19 protein-coding genes are annotated in these 16,508 nt (G+C 61.9%); 7 read left to right on the top strand and 12 right to left on the bottom strand.

Annotated features, from left to right (window positions below; all coding sequences use genetic code 11):
- Window positions 1-17: 17 nt before the first annotated feature.
- The 4 genes from ACZ25R_RS20120 to dut are packed head-to-tail and all read right to left on the bottom strand — an operon-like array spanning window position 18 to window position 3,000.
- Window positions 18-1,022 carry a proline racemase family protein gene (locus ACZ25R_RS20120; RefSeq protein ID WP_464662239.1) on the bottom strand — a complete coding sequence of 335 codons (1,005 nt, stop codon included), beginning with the start codon at window positions 1,020-1,022 and terminating at the stop codon, window positions 18-20.
- Window positions 1,022-1,678, bottom strand: coding sequence for an HAD family hydrolase (locus ACZ25R_RS20125; protein ID WP_472462001.1), 657 nt, complete (start codon window positions 1,676-1,678; stop codon window positions 1,022-1,024). Before ACZ25R_RS20125 ends, ACZ25R_RS20120 begins: the two co-directional genes overlap by 1 nt.
- A 2-nt stretch (window positions 1,679-1,680) precedes the next feature.
- Window positions 1,681-2,499 carry an isocitrate lyase/PEP mutase family protein gene (locus ACZ25R_RS20130; protein ID WP_472462002.1) on the bottom strand — a complete coding sequence of 273 codons (819 nt, stop codon included), beginning with the start codon at window positions 2,497-2,499 and terminating at the stop codon, window positions 1,681-1,683.
- 15 nt (window positions 2,500-2,514) lie between these two features.
- Window positions 2,515-3,000, bottom strand: coding sequence for a dUTP diphosphatase (dut, locus tag ACZ25R_RS20135; RefSeq protein WP_223612312.1), 486 nt, complete (start codon window positions 2,998-3,000; stop codon window positions 2,515-2,517).
- 162 nt (window positions 3,001-3,162) lie between these two features.
- On the opposite strand from dut, the gene ACZ25R_RS20140 reads away from it, so the two are divergent.
- Entirely contained in the window at window positions 3,163-3,972 is an 810-nt protein-coding gene (locus ACZ25R_RS20140; protein ID WP_464662234.1) for a class II glutamine amidotransferase, read from the top strand.
- A gap of 15 nt (window positions 3,973-3,987) precedes the next feature.
- Here the strand turns inward: ACZ25R_RS20140 and ACZ25R_RS20145 are convergent, their stop codons facing one another.
- Window positions 3,988-4,335, bottom strand: coding sequence for a HigA family addiction module antitoxin (locus ACZ25R_RS20145; RefSeq protein WP_472462003.1), 348 nt, complete (start codon window positions 4,333-4,335; stop codon window positions 3,988-3,990).
- Between the two features lie 169 nt (window positions 4,336-4,504).
- Here ACZ25R_RS20145 and ACZ25R_RS20150 point away from each other — a divergent pair, with 169 nt between their 5' ends.
- The 4 genes from ACZ25R_RS20150 to ACZ25R_RS20165 all read left to right on the top strand — a co-directional run bounded on the left by ACZ25R_RS20150 (window position 4,505) and on the right by ACZ25R_RS20165 (window position 7,571).
- Entirely contained in the window at window positions 4,505-6,094 is a 1,590-nt protein-coding gene (locus ACZ25R_RS20150; protein WP_472462004.1) for a peptide chain release factor 3, read from the top strand.
- Between the two features lie 110 nt (window positions 6,095-6,204).
- Window positions 6,205-6,603 (top strand): ArsR/SmtB family transcription factor, encoded by a 399-nt coding sequence (locus tag ACZ25R_RS20155; protein WP_403169118.1) that lies wholly within the window; start codon window positions 6,205-6,207, stop codon window positions 6,601-6,603.
- 4 nt (window positions 6,604-6,607) lie between these two features.
- The gene (locus ACZ25R_RS20160) at window positions 6,608-7,153 is read left to right on the top strand and encodes an SRPBCC family protein (protein ID WP_472462005.1); all 546 of its coding nucleotides are present in this window, start codon (window positions 6,608-6,610) and stop codon (window positions 7,151-7,153) included.
- A 52-nt stretch (window positions 7,154-7,205) separates the two neighbouring features.
- Window positions 7,206-7,571 (top strand): hypothetical protein, encoded by a 366-nt coding sequence (locus tag ACZ25R_RS20165; protein ID WP_472462006.1) that lies wholly within the window; start codon window positions 7,206-7,208, stop codon window positions 7,569-7,571.
- A gap of 25 nt (window positions 7,572-7,596) precedes the next feature.
- Here ACZ25R_RS20165 and ACZ25R_RS20170 read toward each other — a convergent pair whose 3' ends face one another.
- From ACZ25R_RS20170 to ubiE, 4 genes are all read right to left on the bottom strand, one after another.
- On the bottom strand, window positions 7,597-8,133 hold the full coding sequence (locus ACZ25R_RS20170; RefSeq protein ID WP_472462007.1) for a GNAT family N-acetyltransferase: 537 nt from the start codon (window positions 8,131-8,133) through the stop codon (window positions 7,597-7,599).
- Between the two features lie 105 nt (window positions 8,134-8,238).
- The gene (coaBC, locus tag ACZ25R_RS20175; protein WP_472462008.1) at window positions 8,239-9,633 is read right to left on the bottom strand and encodes a bifunctional phosphopantothenoylcysteine decarboxylase/phosphopantothenate--cysteine ligase CoaBC; all 1,395 of its coding nucleotides are present in this window, start codon (window positions 9,631-9,633) and stop codon (window positions 8,239-8,241) included.
- A gap of 68 nt (window positions 9,634-9,701) precedes the next feature.
- Window positions 9,702-11,279 carry a 2-polyprenylphenol 6-hydroxylase gene (gene ubiB, locus ACZ25R_RS20180; RefSeq protein ID WP_464662222.1) on the bottom strand — a complete coding sequence of 526 codons (1,578 nt, stop codon included), beginning with the start codon at window positions 11,277-11,279 and terminating at the stop codon, window positions 9,702-9,704.
- 8 nt (window positions 11,280-11,287) lie between these two features.
- Window positions 11,288-12,064: a bifunctional demethylmenaquinone methyltransferase/2-methoxy-6-polyprenyl-1,4-benzoquinol methylase UbiE gene (gene ubiE, locus ACZ25R_RS20185; protein WP_105733926.1), complete on the bottom strand. Its 777-nt coding sequence runs from the start codon at window positions 12,062-12,064 to the stop codon at window positions 11,288-11,290.
- Window positions 12,065-12,180: 116 nt separating this feature from the next.
- Here ubiE and ACZ25R_RS20190 point away from each other — a divergent pair, with 116 nt between their 5' ends.
- Both ACZ25R_RS20190 and upp read left to right on the top strand, forming a co-directional pair.
- On the top strand, window positions 12,181-13,200 hold the full coding sequence (locus ACZ25R_RS20190) for an adenosine deaminase (RefSeq protein WP_472462009.1): 1,020 nt from the start codon (window positions 12,181-12,183) through the stop codon (window positions 13,198-13,200).
- 30 nt (window positions 13,201-13,230) lie between these two features.
- The gene (gene upp, locus ACZ25R_RS20195) at window positions 13,231-13,857 is read left to right on the top strand and encodes a uracil phosphoribosyltransferase (protein ID WP_105733928.1); all 627 of its coding nucleotides are present in this window, start codon (window positions 13,231-13,233) and stop codon (window positions 13,855-13,857) included.
- A 126-nt stretch (window positions 13,858-13,983) separates the two neighbouring features.
- Here upp and deoA read toward each other — a convergent pair whose 3' ends face one another.
- The 3 genes from deoA to ACZ25R_RS20210 are packed head-to-tail and all read right to left on the bottom strand — an operon-like array spanning window position 13,984 to window position 16,507.
- On the bottom strand, window positions 13,984-15,297 hold the full coding sequence (gene deoA / locus ACZ25R_RS20200; protein WP_472462527.1) for a thymidine phosphorylase: 1,314 nt from the start codon (window positions 15,295-15,297) through the stop codon (window positions 13,984-13,986).
- 5 nt (window positions 15,298-15,302) lie between these two features.
- On the bottom strand, window positions 15,303-16,103 hold the full coding sequence (locus ACZ25R_RS20205; RefSeq protein WP_403169104.1) for a purine-nucleoside phosphorylase: 801 nt from the start codon (window positions 16,101-16,103) through the stop codon (window positions 15,303-15,305).
- Window positions 16,100-16,507, bottom strand: coding sequence for a cytidine deaminase (locus ACZ25R_RS20210; RefSeq protein ID WP_223612323.1), 408 nt, complete (start codon window positions 16,505-16,507; stop codon window positions 16,100-16,102). Before ACZ25R_RS20210 ends, ACZ25R_RS20205 begins: the two co-directional genes overlap by 4 nt.
- Window position 16,508: the final 1 nt, after the last annotated feature.

Consider the following 16,508-nt stretch of genomic DNA (forward strand, 5'->3'; position numbering starts at 1 on the left):
TTTTGAGGCTGTGCGACCTAGAGAACCAGAAACCCCCGTCCGAGCGGATCATCGTCTTCAACGATGAACTCCGCCTTGCCGCTGTAATAGGCGTGGCCGGAGACACGCGCCGTGATGGCGTCGAAGGTTCCCGCCCTGGTGAGCGAGGCGACAGCCCCGGCAAAACGCGAGCCGACAATGCTCTCGAAAATCCGCGCTTCGGTGGCATGAATCTGGCCCTTGGCGTGCATGGCAGCCAGCCGCGCGGTCACGCCCGACCCGGTCGGCGAGCGGTCGAGCTGGGCATCGGCGAAAATGCAGACATTCCTTGTCGGCGCTTCCGACCAGCCGTCGAGACCGTCGGTGAGGATGGAACCATAGAGGAAGGCAAGGTCGCTGTGATCCGGGTGCGCCAGCGGCACGGCGTCCTTCACCGCTTCGGTGAGCAATGTTGCCGCCTCGATGAATTTGCGCGCGGGATCGCGGCCGAATTCAAGGCCGAACTGGCTGCAATGGGCGAGCGCGTAATAGGCGCCGCCATAGGCCACGTCGAACGTCACGTCGCCATAGGGCGGCAGATGGATGGTCCGGTCCCCGGCAAACAGAAAGGCCGGGACGCTTTCGAAGGAGACGCTGGCAGACTTGCCGTCCTTCACCTCGACGGAGGCCACCACCATGCCGCAGGGGCATTCGATGCGGACCGTGGTAACCGGCTCGACCTTCTCTACAAGGCCATAATCGATGGCATAGCGGCCAAGCGCGATGATGGCGTGGCCGCACATCGTCGAATAGCCCTCATTGTGCATGAACAGCACGGCAAGATCGGCACCGGGCAGGTTCGGTTCGACCAGCAGCGCGCCATACATGTCGAAATGGCCGCGCGGCTCGAACATCAGGATTTTGCGGAGATGGTCGAGATTGTCCCGGACATAGGCGCGCTTCTCCAGGATCGTGCCCTTCGGCAGGACAGGATAGCCGCCGGTGATGATGCGCAGGGGCTCGCCGCCCGTGTGCATGTCGACGACGCTGAGCGGCGCGGCCATCAGGCGATGCCCAGAAGCGTGGGCAGCTTGCGCATATCGTCAAACAGGATACCACCCGCCGCCACGAGACCTTCATGGTCGGCATGCGCATCGCCGCAATAGGAAAACACCCGCATGCCGGCCGCCGTTCCCGCCGTTGTTCCCGCCACGCTGTCCTCGATCACCACCGAGCGGGACGGCTCGATCCCCATCTGCCGTGCCGCATGCAGGAAGAGATCGGGGAACGGCTTGCCGCGGGCCACCATGGATGCACTGTACAGCACATCGTGGAAATGGCCGATCAGCCCGGTTTTCCCCAGCGTCAGGTGCATTTTTTCCACATTGGCGGAGGAGGCCACGCAGTAGGACAGTTGCGCTTCCTTCACCGCATCGATGACCGTTTCGATGTGCGGGATGGCTTCAACGCCATTTTCGAAAATGACGGGAATGGCCTGATACCAGCGCTCGACAAAATCATCGCCAAGAGAATAGCCTTGCGCCTCGACCTTCTCCTTCACCGCGCGCATCGGCATACCGCAGAGGTTCTTGCGCGCCTCATCGAAGGTGATGGGATAGCCCGCGGCATTGAGCATCTTGATCAGATGCTGATTGGCAAGGGCTTCGGTATCGACCAGGACCCCGTCACAGTCGAAAATCACCAGATCGGGGCGAGTCATGCTTAATCTTCCTTGTCTGCGTCCTGCGCGTAGAGCTTTTGCAGCTCCCCGAACGTCACGCCGGTTTTTGAGAATTCGAACGTGCCCTTGTCGAGCACTTCGCGGGCCGCATCGCGAATGGCAGTGAAGGCGGCGGTGGTCAGCCGCGGCCCGAGCGAAACGCGGCGCACGCCGATCGATTTGAGTTCGCTGACGCTCAATGACGCCGGCGCGAGGACATTGACGGGCTTCGACACGGAAGCGCAGATGGTGCGGATACTCTCGAGATCCGAAATGCCGGGCGCAAAAAGCACATCGGCACCGGCCCTTTCGAACGCCTGCAACCGCTTGATCGTGTCATCGAGATCGGCACGGCCATGCAGGAAATTCTCGGCACGCGCCGTGAAGACGAAATCGCTCTTCAGCGCCCGCGCGGCTTCCGCCGCCGCGTAGACACGCTCGACCGCTTGGTCGAAATCATAGATCGGCTTGTCCGCATCGCCGGAGAAATCCTCGATGGAGCAGCCGGCAAGACCGGCGGCTTCGGCGGCGAAGATGGTCTCGCCGGCGCTGTCGGCGCTGTCACCCTTGCCCTTTTCCAGATCGCCGGAAATGGGAAGATCCGTTGCCGCCACGAGATCGCGGCAATGCTGCATCATGACATCGAAGGCGACGCCGCCATCGGGCAGAGCGCGCGAAAAGGCAAACCCGGCGCTGCTGGTGGCCAGCGCCTTGAAGCCGAGCGACGCGAGGAACCGGGTCGTGCCGGGATCCCATGGATTGGGCATCAACAGAATTTCCGGTCCCTGATGCAGCTGACGGAAAACCTTGCCCTTGTCCATGCTATCCTCCCGCGATTACGACGTGCCCGTTGACCCGAACCCTCCGGCACCGCGTGCCGTTTCGCTGGCATGCTGCCGTTCTTCAACCTCGAGCTGCACGACCGGCGCCAGCACGACCTGCGCGATGCGCATGCCACGCTCGACGTAGAAGTCGTCATCTCCAAGATTGATCAGGATTACTTTTACCTCACCCCGGTAGTCGGAATCAATGGTCCCCGGCGTGTTGAGGCAGGTAATTCCATGCTTGAGGGCAAGGCCGGAACGCGGCCTTACCTGCGCTTCATAGCCTTGCGGGATTTCAAAGACGAGGCCGGTCGGCACCAGGGCGCGGCGGCCGGGCAAAAGCAGCAGCGGCCGGTCCTCGGGCACTGCGGCGCGCAGGTCCATTCCGGCCGAGCCGGGGGTTTCATAGGCGGGCAAATCGAGGTCCCGCCCATGCGGCAGCCGGACAAGACCGAGAGCGGGATGCACGTGACGTGCGGAATCGGATGATTGAGACATGAGATCACCTTTTTCACCAGTCCGCCGGATTGGTCAACTCACAAGATTTGTCCGGATCATTGTTTACACACAATCTCTTTCTAGCAGTGGCTGAACCTGACGATTCCCAAGCGCCGCGCGACGCGCTATTGTCAGTCGGATCAAGAGTGAATCGGGTGAATCATGTGTCGATGGGCAGCCTATCTCGGACCTCAGCTTTATCTCGAAGATGTCATTGCTTCGCCCTGCCATTCGCTGATCGCCCAGAGCCATGATGCGCACGAGGCCAAGACCCGCACCAATGGCGACGGTTTCGGTGTTGCCTGGTATGGCGAGCGGCCGGAACCCGGCCTTTACCGCGATATCCTGCCCGCCTGGTCGGACCAGAACCTGAAAAGCCTGTCGCGGCAAATCCGGTCGCACCTGTTTCTCGCCCATGTGCGCGCCTCCACCGGCGGCTCAACCAGCCGGACCAATTGCCATCCGTTCGTCTCGGGCCAATGGAGTTTCATGCACAACGGGCAGATCGGCCATTTCGACCGGCTGCGGCGCGGATTGGAAGCCAAGCTCGACGATGCGCTTTATGTGCAGAAACTGGGATCGACGGATTCGGAGCTGATTTTCTTGCTGATGCTGCAGCACGGCCTCGACAAGGACCCGGCACAATCGCTGGTGGAGACAGTCAATGTCATCACCGCCGAGGCGGAGCGCGCCGGCGTGCCGCCCTTCATCCGGCTGACGGCGGCATTTTCCGACGGAACGCAGCTCTACGCGGTGCGCTACGCCACCGACCGCTTTGCCCCGACGCTCTATACGGCGACGCTCTCACCGAGCTCGGGCCTGTGCGTGGTCTCGGAACCGCTGGACGGAGAAGCGGAAAACTGGATGCCGGTGCCGCCGAACAGTTTCGTGACCGTCAAGAACAGCAAACGCATCGCCATCGAGCCGTTCATGGCGCAGGAAAAGTCCGGTCCCGTGCTGGAGAAAGTGTAAATTTCAAAATTTTGACTACGCCGCTTTGTCGGCTTTGCGCTTGAGCGCGACGATCCTGTCGATTTCAGTTTGCTTGTCGCGGGTTTCGATCTTGAGATCGTAGGACATCTGCATGTTCAGCCAGAACTCTGCGGACGTGTTGAAATATTTTCCCAGCCGCAGCGCCGTATCGGGAGTGACCGCCGTATTCTCCGCAACCAGACGCTCGATACGCGTCCGCGGAACGTGCAGCGCTTTCGCCAAGGCACCGGCGCTCATCTTCAAGGGTTCGAGAAACTCCTCCCGTATAATTTCACCGGGATGGATGGGAGGTAAACCGTGTAAAATCGCCTCCGTCCATTTGTCCTTGAATGAACATATCATTATCGCCTCAAATGCCGCTATTCTACCGCCACGCATTCACCGGTCAAACAAAATGTATCACGCCGCGATACAACCTTCGTATAAGACGCCTTAGAATTGACAGTCGACGGCAGGGCCTCCGGCTGATAGAAGGCGCGCAACCCTACGATTACGAAATTTGAGCCGCTTCATGTCTTCTGCCGACCATCCCGTTTCGAAACGCCGTACCTTTGCGATCATCGCGCACCCGGACGCCGGTAAAACCACGCTGACCGAAAAGCTGCTGCTGTTCGGCGGAGCGATCCAGCTCGCCGGCGAGGTTAAGGCCAAGAAGGACCGCATCCAGACCCGCTCCGACTGGATGAACATCGAACGGGATCGCGGCATCTCGGTCGTCACCTCGGTGATGACCTTCGAGTACAAGGACTGCATCTTCAACCTTCTGGATACGCCCGGCCACGAAGATTTCGCCGACGACACCTACCGCACACTCACCGCCGTCGACAGCGCCGTCATGGTCATCGACGCCGCCAAGGGTATCGAGGCGCGGACGCTGAAACTCTTCGAAGTCTGCCGCATGCGCGATATTCCGATCGTCACCTTCGTCAACAAGATGGACCGGGAAAGCCGCGACCCCTACGAAATCCTCGACGAAATCGAGCAGAAACTGGCGCTCGACACCGCCCCGATCACCTGGCCGATCGGCCGCGGCAAGAGCTTTTCCGGTACCTACAACCTGCAGGACAATACCGTGCGGCGCCGCGATGAAGAGGAAAAGCCGACACCGGTCAACGGACCGGAAGCAGCCGGGGCCTCCGGCCTGCTGCCCGAGAACGAACGCCAGGCGTGGATCGACGAGGTGACGCTGGCGCGCGATGCGTGCAATCCCTTCGATCTGCAATCATTCCGCGAAGGCCATATGACACCGGTCTATTTCGGTTCGGCGCTGCGCAATTACGGCGTGCGCGACCTGATCGAAGCCTTCTGCGATTTCGGACCGAGCCCGCGCGCGCAGGACGCCGACATCCGCCGCGTCGAGGCAACCGAAGACAAGATGACCGGATTTGTCTTCAAGATCCAGGCCAACATGGACCCGAACCATCGAGACCGCATCGCCTTCCTGCGCGTCTGCTCCGGCAAACTGTCGCGCGGCATGAAAGCCAAGCTGGTACGCACCGGCAAGCCGATGAGCCTGTCGGCACCGCAGTTCTTCTTCGCCCGCAGCCGCCAGATCGCCGACGAGGCCTGGGCCGGCGATGTGGTGGGCATTCCCAACCATGGCACCTTGCGCATCGGCGACACGCTGACGGAAGGCGAAGACATCCTCTTCCGCGGCGTGCCGAACTTTGCCCCAGAAATCCTGCGCCGCGTGCGGCTCGACGATGCGATGAAGGCGAAAAAACTGCGCGAGGCGCTGCAGCAGATGGCGGAAGAAGGCGTTGTCCAGCTGTTCCTGCCCGATGACGGTTCGCCCGCCATCGTCGGCGTGGTCGGCGCCCTGCAGATCGACGTCCTGACCGAGCGGTTGAAAGTCGAATACACGCTTCCCGTCGGCTTCGAGCCCGCACGCTTCACCATTGCGCGCTGGATTTCGGCCGATGACCCGGCGGAGCTGCAGCGCTTCATCAACGCGCACCGGGCCGATATCGCCCACGATCTCGACAATGATCCGGTGTTCCTGGCGCAGAATTCCTTCTCGCTGTCCTATGAGGCAGAGCGCTGGAAGGCTATCCGCTTCGCCGCGATCAAGGATTATCAGGTCCGCGAAAAAGCCGCCTGAGCCCGCTTACCCTTCAACCGGACTGACCGCCGTTCGTCGCCCTGACCGGCCTCCCGCATTTATTCAACCAAATGGTTGACAATTGAAATCACGCGGCTATATTAAACCTTATGGTTGAATATAGCACACCCACGCTCGACGCCGTTTTCCATGCCCTCTCCGACCCGACGCGGAGAGCCATGCTGCACCGGCTGTCGACAAGCGAACGCACCGTCAGCGAACTGGCGACGCCGTTCAATATGTCGCTCGCCGGCGCATCCAAGCACATCAAGGTGCTCGAAGCGGCCGGGCTGGTGCGGCGGCACGTGCAGGGCCGGACCCACATCTGCGCCCTGCAGGCGGCCCGGCTGGCCGAAGCGCAGGAATGGCTGCGCTACTACGAGCAGTTCTGGCAGGAACGGCTCGACGATCTGGAAGATATTCTGCGCGCGGAGGACCGCGCGCTTGCCGACACGGCAAAACACGGGGCCCGCAAAGCACCCAAATCCAAACCGGATACCAAGGAGTAGAATGATGAGCCTGCATCAGGGAAACGACCAGCTTGGCATTGCAACAGCCCCGCGCACCGTTCGCATCGAACGGCTGCTTCCCGGCCCGGTGGAGCGCGTATGGGCCTACCTCACCGACGCGGAAAAACGCGGCAAATGGCTCGCCAGGGGGCCGATGGCGGGCCATACCGGCGGACCGGTGGAACTGACCTTCCGCCATTCCGAACTGTCCACCGCGCCCACCCCGGAAAAGTACCGGAAATATGAAGGCCACCGCAATATCGGGAAGGTCATACGCTGCGAGCCGCCGACATACCTGTCCTTCACATGGGAGGAGGGCAATGGCACGGCATCGGAGGTGAGTTTTGAACTGCAGGCGGCCGGCGACGACACCCTGCTGACCCTCACCCACAGCCGTCTCGCCGATCATGGCGCCATGGTCAGCGTCGCCAGCGGCTGGCACACGCATCTGAGCGTGCTGATCAATGTGCTGAACGGGGTCGAAACCGCCGATTTCTGGGCGAAGCTGGAACACCTCGAGGCTGAATATGACAGGGCGCTGCCCGCATGACATTTTTGCTGCGTCAACGCTGGCGCACCACATTCCCGGAAGGATACCTCGCATGAAACCGCGCTATGAAGGCAACCACAACATCGCCATGAAAGTCCCGCCACACCAGTATGAGGCAACCGTCGCCTTCTACCGCGATGTGATCGGCCTGAAACCCCTCGACAACCACCCTCCCCATGTCGGGTTCCATTTCGGTTCGAACCAGCTGTGGATCGACCGGGTGCCCGGCATGAGCCAGGCGGAACTGTGGCTGGAAATTGCCGCTGACGATGCCGGTGCGGCTGCGGCACACCTGAACGCTGCCGGCGTTGTCCGCTGCGACGCAATCGAGGCGCTGCCGGAGGGTCACCGGGATTTCTGGATTACCAGTCCCTGCCAGATCGTCCACCACATATCGCAAAAGGGTGAAGGGTGGTAAGCGCAGACCGGCTAATATTGCCCGGTCAGCGTTTGAACCTGCGCTCGAGCAGCAGGACCGTTTCGCCGGTATAATCGGCCGTGCCAATCCGGCCGAAGCCGGTCTTTTCCGCTACCCGGAGCGAAGCAGTGTTTTCCGGCGAAATGATGCACAGGGCCCGGTCCTGCTTGAAAAAACTATCGCCCCATGCCGCAGCCGCCGCAAGCGCTTCGCTGGCATAGCCCTTGCCATGGATTTCCGGCGCGAGGACCCAGCCCATCTCCGGCGTATCGCCGAAGGGTGGTTCGATATCACGCAGGAAATTGGCAAAGCCGATATCGCCGACATAACGGCCCGTGGCCCTGTCCTCGACCGCCCAGAATCCATAGCCGTTCAGGGCCCAGAGACCAGCATATTTGAGCAATCGGCCCCAAGAAGCCTCGCGGGTCGACGGCTTGCCCGAAATGAATTCATAAACCGCCGGTTGCGTCCACAGGCTGTGCAGCGCTTCAAAATCCTCCAGCCTGTGTGCGCGCAGAATGAGGCGTTCGGTTTCGACGATGGGCGTGGTGGTGGCGGTCATGGGGATTCCGTCTTCAACAATGATTTGCGTTTTCTGGAGATTATTGTTCATCAAGTCAAATGACTTGAAAAGTAAGCAGATGCTTACCTTTCTGGCGTTCCGGCATCATACCTCGATCGTCTGCAAGGCGGCAGCGATCCGGGCGGCCAGCCGTTCCGCCACCTCTTCCTTGCTCATGTCGGGCCATTCTTCGACGCCGGAACGCGTGACGATGCGCACGGCATTGCGGTCGCCGCCCATCACCCCGGTGGCGTGGCTGACATCGTTGGCAACGATCCAGTCGGCACCCTTCTTGTCGAGCTTCTTGCGCGCATTGGCGAGCAGGTCCTGAGTCTCCGCAGCAAACCCCACCACGAGGCGCGGGCGTTGCTTGCTGTGCCCGACCCCGGCGAGAATATCGGGGTTTTCCACCATCTGCAGGGCTGGCGCCGCCGCGCCCGGCTGCTTCTTGATCTTTTCGCCCGCTTCATTTGCCGTGCGCCAGTCGGCGACGGCAGCAACCATGACCGCCGCATCGGCGGGCAACAACCGTTCCACGGCATCGCGCATGTCGCGCGCGGATTCCACATGGGTGACGAAAACGCCCTCGGGGTCCGCAATCGTGACCGGCCCGGAGACCAGATGCACCGTCGCCCCCAGCCGCGCCAGCGCGGCGGCGATGGCATGCCCCTGCTTGCCGGAAGAGCGATTGGCGATGTAGCGCACGGGATCGATGGGCTCGTGCGTCGGGCCGGAGGTCATGACAATGGTTTTTCCGGTGAGCGGCTTCGGCCCTTTGTCGAGACACTTTTCAATCGCGGCGACGATCTCCAAAGGCTCGGCCATGCGCCCGGCACCCGCCTCGCCGCTTTCGGCCATCTCGCCGCTGTTCGGCCCGACAAAGCGGATGCCGTCATTGGCAAGGGTTGCCCGGTTGCGCCGGGTTGCGGGATGATTCCACATTTTCGGGTTCATGGCCGGGGCGATCAGGACGGGCTTGTCGGTTGCCAGCAGCACCGCCGAGGCCAGATCGTTGGCCAGACCACCGGCCATTTTTGCCATGAGATCCGCCGTTGCCGGAGCAACGACAATGAGATCCGCTTCACGCGACAGGCGGATATGCCCGACATCGTGCTCGTCCTCACGAGAGAACAGGTCGCTAAAGACCTTGTCTGCGGCCAGTGCACCGACGGACAGGGGCGTGACAAATTCTTCCGCTGCCTTCGTCAGCGCCGGGCGCACATGCGCACCGCGCTCGCGCAGGCGGCGGATGAGGTCGAGACATTTATAGGCGGCAATGCCGCCGCCGATGATGAGAAGAATATGCCGCCCCGCAAGCGGTCCGGCAGCCAACGCTGATGAAGGTGCCGAGACCTGGGTGATGGAAGGGCCCGCATGCACATCCAGTGCCGCAAGCAGGAGGCGCACCTCCTCCTCCATCGACCGGCCGTGGGCGGCGGCGCGCAGCCGCAGCTTTTCCTTGGTCGCATCATCGAGATTGCGGATGGTGATGCTGGCCATATGATTGCACTCCCCGTGGATTGATCACATCAAATGCAATCATTGCAATCACATTAGCGCAGTTTAGCTCAGAAAAGAAGGGCGTAAGTGATGATAACCAGACAGATTGCAATCACCCACAGCGCCACGCGGCCGGAACGGGTATGCCGCGCCTCCGCCCTGCCGATGGCCTTTGCCGTCTCGTCATCGAAGCGGAAACCCTGCTCCGCCATCCGGTCCATCTCTTTCGACAGGCGGTCAGCGCGCGCCACGAGTTCGGGCGCCTGACGGGCGAGATGCAGCAGGGCGCCGACGCCCTCGCGCGCATCGGCAAGAATTCCCTGCGGGCCGAGATTGCGGCGGATCCAGTCGCCCACGACAGGTTCGGATGCCTTCCACATGTTGAAATGCGGATCGAGCGTGCGGGAGACACCTTCCACCACCACCATGGTCTTCTGCAGCATGACCAGTTCCGGTCGGGTCTCCATATCGAAAAGCTCGGTGACCTCGAACAGCAGGGTCAGCAGCTTGGCCATGGAAATGGTTTCGGCGGGCTGGCCGTGGATGGGTTCGCCAATGGCGCGGATGGCCTGGGCAAAGCTCGCCACGTCGTGGTGATGCGGCACATAGCCCGCCTCGAAATGCACCTCGGCGACACGGACATAGTCACGCGTGATGAAGCCGTAGAGGATTTCGGCGAGAAACCGCCGTTCCTTCTTGCCGAGCCGCCCGGTGATGCCGAAATCCACGGCAACGATGTGCCCGCGATCATCGACGAACATGTTGCCGGGATGCATGTCGGCATGAAAGAAACCATCCCGCAATGTATGGCGCAGGAAGGACTGGATCAGCGTTTCGGCAAGGCCGACAAGATTGTGACCGGCAGCGCGCAGGCCATCGATGTCCGACATCTTGATGCCGTCGATCCACTCGAGCGTCAGGACATCGCGCCCCGTGCGCTCCCAATCGACGGTCGGCACGCGAAACCCCGGATCGTTCTTGGTGTTCTCGCCGATTTCCGAAAGCGCGGCCGCTTCCAGCCGCAGATCCATCTCGATCCGCGTCGTCTGCGCCAGGGTGCGCGTCACTTCGATCGGCCGCAGGCGGCGCGTTGCAGGCACGTAGCGCTCCTGCCACTTTGCCACGAGGAAGAAGCTTTCCAGATCGTTGTTGAAGCGCTGGCGCACGCCCGGCCGGACAACCTTGACGGCGACCTTGCGGTCCTCGCCGCCTGTTCTGACATAGGCGGGGTGAACCTGCGCGATCGATGCCGCGGCAATGGGTTCGCCGAGGTTGACATAGAGATCATCGACGGGACGGCCGAGCGAGCCCTCTATGGCCTTGACCGACGCTTCCATCGGGAAGAAATCGAGCTGATCCTGCAGCAGCGCCAGATCGTCGGCCACTTCGGTGCCGACCACATCCGGCCGTGTCGCCAGGAACTGGCCCAGCTTGACGTAGGACGGCCCGAGCTTGTTGATGGCGCGCGACATGCGCTCGGAACGGCGGGCCGTGCGGGCGCGCCGCCTTGCCAGCAGCCCGGCGATGCGGTGGCCGAATGCGGGAAGGCCGCTCAGGCCTTCGGCGGGCAGTGCGGAAATAACGCCTTCGCGCGTCATGATCCATCCGGCCCGGATCAGGCGAAATGTTGCGGTAAACTTACTCATTCAGAACGTCACAATTTCCAGCCGGAATGCAGGGCAGCGATACCGCCGGTAAAGTTGCGCCAGCTCACCCGCTCGAAACCTGCCGTGCGGATCATCTCGGCGAAATCCGCCTGGCGGGGGAATTTGCGGATGGATTCCACCAGATACTGGTAGGAATCCGCATCCCCCGTGACCGCCTTGCCGATTTTCGGAATCGCATTGAACGACCAGGCGTCGTAAATCTTGTCGAGAACCGGCAGTTCCACTTCGGAAAATTCAAGGCAGAGGAAGCGGCCGCCCGGCTTCAGCACACGATAGGCTTCCGCCAGAGCGCGGTCGATATGCGGTACATTGCGGATGCCGAAGGCGATGGTATAGGCATCGAAGCTGGCATTCTCGAACGGCAGTTCCTCGGCATTGGCTTCAACAAACTCGGTATTGTCGGCAAGGCCTTTTTTTGCCGCGCGGTCACGGCCGACACCCAGCATCGAGCCGTTGATGTCGAGCACGGTGGCATGGGCATTGCGATTCGAAGCCTCGACGATGCGGAAGGCGATATCACCCGTGCCGCCGGCCACATCGAGTGTCTTCCAGTTCGATGTCTTGGACGGGGCAAGCCAGGCGATCATCGAATCTTTCCAGACGCGGTGCAGCCCGCCGGACATCAGATCGTTCATCACATCGTAGCGCTTGGCGACGCGGTGAAACACGTCATTGACGCGTGTCTGCTTTTCTCCGTCGCCGACATCCTGAAAACCGAAGGACGTTTCCATGCCGCCATGGGCACCGGTGCGTTGCTGGCTCATTGTGCTACCTGCTGATCTCTTTTGCGGGCGGAGCATAGAAGATTGAAACGCAGAAGGCTATTGTCTGTTGCGCGATGAAGCGACGCGCTGCACATTTTGTCGAATGGAGACCGCCCATGGTATTGAAGGCCGAACTGCATTGTCACGTCGAAGGCGCAGCCTCTCCCGCCCTCGTCGAGCGAAAAGCCGGCAAATATGGCGCCGATGTTTCGGCCTTCATCGTCGACGGCAGGTTCGTCTGGCACGACTTCACCTCCTTCCTGCGCGCCTATGATCAGGCCTCGGCACTGTTCCGTACGGAGGAGGATTACGCGGATCTGACCGAGGACTACCTGTTGTCCCTCAGCGCGCAGGATGCGATCTATTCGGAAGTGTTCATCTCCACCGACCATGCGATCAGTGCCGGGCTTTCGCCGCGCGCCTATATCGAGGGGCTGGCGGAAGGCATGCGGCGCGCCAAGGCCGCCACCGGCATCGAATCGCGCATGATCGCCACGGGCCTGCGCCACAAGGGGCCGGACGCGGTGATGGAAGCAGCAAGATACATCGCCGAAAATCCGCATCCGCTGGTGACCGGGTTCGGCATGGCCGGCGATGAACGCATGCACCACCCCAGGGATTTCGCCCGTGCCTTCGATGTCGCCCGCGACGCTGGCCTCGGCATCACCGTGCATGCGGGCGAGCTTTCCGGCTGGGAAAGCGTTGCCGACGCGCTCGATGCGATCCGGCCGTCACGCATCGGCCATGGCGTGCGCGCCATCGAGAACCCGGATCTGGTGCGGCGGCTGGCGGAGGAGCAAATCCTTCTGGAATGCTGCCCCGGCTCCAATATTTCACTACAGGTCTACGCCGATTTCCCGTCCCATCCTTTTCCGGGCCTGGCCAAGGCCGGCGTGCCGGTCACGCTGAATTCCGACGACCCGCCCTATTTCCATACGGACCTTGCGCGGGAGTACGATATCGCCGCCGCGTTCTTCGGCTGCGACGACGACGCGCTGACGGAGATCACGCGCACGGCGCTCAAGGCAGCTTATGTGGATGAAACCACGCGAAACACCCTGATTGAGCGCCTCGACGGCGACAAAACTGTGCGTGCCGGGGATGCGGACTTTGCGGGATCGGTTGCAAGCAGCTAAGGTCGGGGAAAATTCGAGTAGGAGTTCTCCATGGGCGTTACGATCGTTTCCCATCCGCTTGTCCAGCACAAGCTCACCATCATGCGCGACAAGGATACATCCACGGCGGGATTCCGGCGGCTGCTCAAGGAAATTTCGCTGCTGCTGTGCTACGAGGTGACGCGCGATCTCGAACTGACCACCATCCGCATCCAGACGCCGATGATGGAAATGGATGCGCCGGTGCTCGAAGGCAAGAAGCTGGTGTTCGCCTCGATCCTGCGCGCCGGCAACGGTCTGCTCGAAGGCATGCTCGACCTGGTGCCCGCCGCGCGCGTGGCGCATATCGGCCTGTACCGCGATCACGACACGCTGCAGCCGGTGGAATATTACTTCAAGGCACCCGAAGATATCGTCAACCGGCTGATCATCGTCGTTGACCCGATGCTGGCGACCGCCAATTCGGCCATCGCGGCAATCCAGAAGCTGAAGGATCGCGGCGCAACCAATATCCGCTTCCTCTGCCTGCTTGCGGCACCGGAAGGCATCGAGCGCTTCACCAAGGCTCATCCCGATGTGCCGGTGTTCACGGCGGCCATCGACAGCCACCTGAATGAAAAGGGCTACATCATGCCGGGCCTCGGCGATGCCGGGGACCGCATGTACGGCACGAAATAGGTCTGCTGCAAAAACACTGTGCGTGGTTCGACAAGCTCACCATGAGGGAAGTGGTTTGGCTGCAATCCCTGTCCTCCCTCATGGTGAGCCTGTCGAACCACGCACAACGATCGTGCCGGGAGACCATTACCCGCCGATGCGGCGCAGGACGGGATTGACCGTGCGCGGCTTGCGGCCGGAGAAACCATAGGCGGCAAGAATGGCGCGGGCAGCCGCCTCGGCATCGCTCTGGCTGCGCGCATGGACAAGGGCAATCGGATCGCCCGCTTCCATCAGCGCACCGACCGGCTGCAGCGCCGTGATGCCCACCGCGTGGTCAACCGGGTCCTGCGGACGGATGCGCCCGCCGCCCAGCGCGACAACGGCGACACCAATCGCCCGGGTTTCCACCGACGCGACATATCCTGCCTGCGGTGCCTTCACTTCCAGCGTCACCGGCGCAACCGGCAGATAATGGCGGGCGCGGGAGACAAAGTCCGTGGGTCCGCCAAGCCCGGCAACCATGCGGCCAAAGACCTCCGCTGCCTTGCCTGAATTCAGGGCTTCCCGCGCCTTGTCCATGGCGGCCTTGGGACTGGCGGCAAGCTTGGCCGAAACCAGCATTTCCGCAACAAGCGCCAGCGTCACCGCTTCAAGGCGTGGATCCCGGAGATCGCCGGTCAGGAAATCCACAGCATTGAGCACTTCCACGGCATTGCCTGCGGCAAGTGCCAGCGGCTCATTCATGTCGGTCAGCAAAGCGGTGGTGGTCAGTCCCGCGCCGCTTGCCACCGCGACAATGCTTTCGGCCAGGGCCACGGCATCGCGGCTGCGCGCCATGAATGCGCCATTGCCCGATTTCACATCGAGCACCAGCGCGTTGAGCCCGGCCGACAGTTTTTTCGACAGGATGGACGCGGTGATCAGCGGGATCGATTCGACCGTGGCTGTAACATCGCGGATGGAATAGAAGCGCTTGTCGGCCGGTGCGAGATTGGCGGTCTGGCCGATGATGGCGCAACCGACCTCGTGCACGACCTTGCGGAACAGCGCATTGTCCGGCTGGCTGCGATAGCCGGGGATCGAATCCATCTTGTCGAGCGTGCCGCCGGTATGGCCAAGGCCGCGCCCGGAAATCATCGGCACATAGGCCCCGCACGCGGCGGCAATGGGGGCAAGCATCAATGAGACATTGTCGCCGACACCGCCAGTCGAATGCTTGTCGACAGCCGGGCCCGGCAGATCGGACCAATCGAGAATATCGCCGGAATCGCGCATGGCGAGCGTCAGGGCGACCGCTTCGTCGCGCTTCATGCCGTTGAAGAACACCGCCATGGCAAAGGCGGCAACCTGCCCTTCGGTGATGGCGCCCGAGCTCATGGCGTTGACGAAGGCGGTGATATCCGCCGCATCGAGCGCATGCCCATCGCGTTTGCGGCGGATGATTTCCTGCGGCAGCAACATGATCAGCCGATCTCCCGGACCAGTGCCCGGATAATTGTCTGCAGGCGCGCACCGCCCTTCGGCGCGACATCCTTGGTTTCCTCATGCGACAGCTCTGCGCCAGTCATCCCCGCACCGTAATTGGTGATGACCGAACAGGCGGCAACACGCAGGCCGAAGAAGCGGGCGAGAATGACTTCAGGCACTGTCGACATTCCAACCGCGTCGGCGCCGAGCGTGCGTGCCATGCGGATTTCCGCCGGGGTTTCGAACGAGGGGCCGGAGAACCACATATAAACGCCCATCGGCAGCTTCTCCCCCACCTCACCGGCGGCGATGACAAAGGCATCCTTGAGCTTCCTGTCGTAGGCAGCGGTCATGCCGACAAAGCGCTGATCGGAGGCTTCGCCGATCAGCGGATTGAGCCCGGAATAGTTGATGTGATCGTCAATCAGCATGACGCTGCCCGGCGCAAGGTCGTGGCGCACCGAGCCAGCCGCATTGGTCAGGATCAGCATTTCGATGCCAAGGTCGGCCAGCGCCGCCATGACCGGGCGCATGACCGCGGCATCGCCCTTTTCGTAGTAGTGGGCGCGGCCCGCCAGCATCAGCACCGGCTTGCCGGAGAGATAGCCGGCGACCACTTCCCCGGCGTGGCCGGAGACACCGCTGTGCGGAAAACCCGGCAGATCGGCATAGGGAATGCGGATAGCATTCTCGACCGCATCCACGAGGGATCCCAGACCGGACCCGAGGACGAGCGCGACACGCGGCGCCAAGCCCTGCAACTTGTGGATGAGCGCTCCAGTAGCAGGCGCAATCATGCGGCACTTCCTTTTCCCAGAACTTCCGCTTCAAAGCCGTAGGGGAAAATCTCTTTCATCGTCAGCGTTTCGACAACGCCGTCATTGTCGCACAGGTGCAGGCGCGTCTCGGGACCGGCGAACTCCGCCAGCCGCTGGCGGCAGCCGCCGCAGGGCGTGCATTTCGCCTTCTTTTCTGCAACCACTAGAATATCTGTGATTGTACCGCCGCCGCCCATGACGAAATGCGACAGGGTGGTGGTTTCGGCGCACCATCCCTCCGGATAGGAAATGACTTCGATGTTGCAGCCGGAATAAATCCGGCCATCGCTGGTGCGCACGGCAGCGCCCACCGGGAACTGCGAATAGGGCGCATGGGCTTTCTGCATGGCCGCAAAGGCGGCATCGAACAGGTCTGTATTCATT

The organism is Phyllobacterium sp. RCAM01083, from assembly GCF_055685835.1.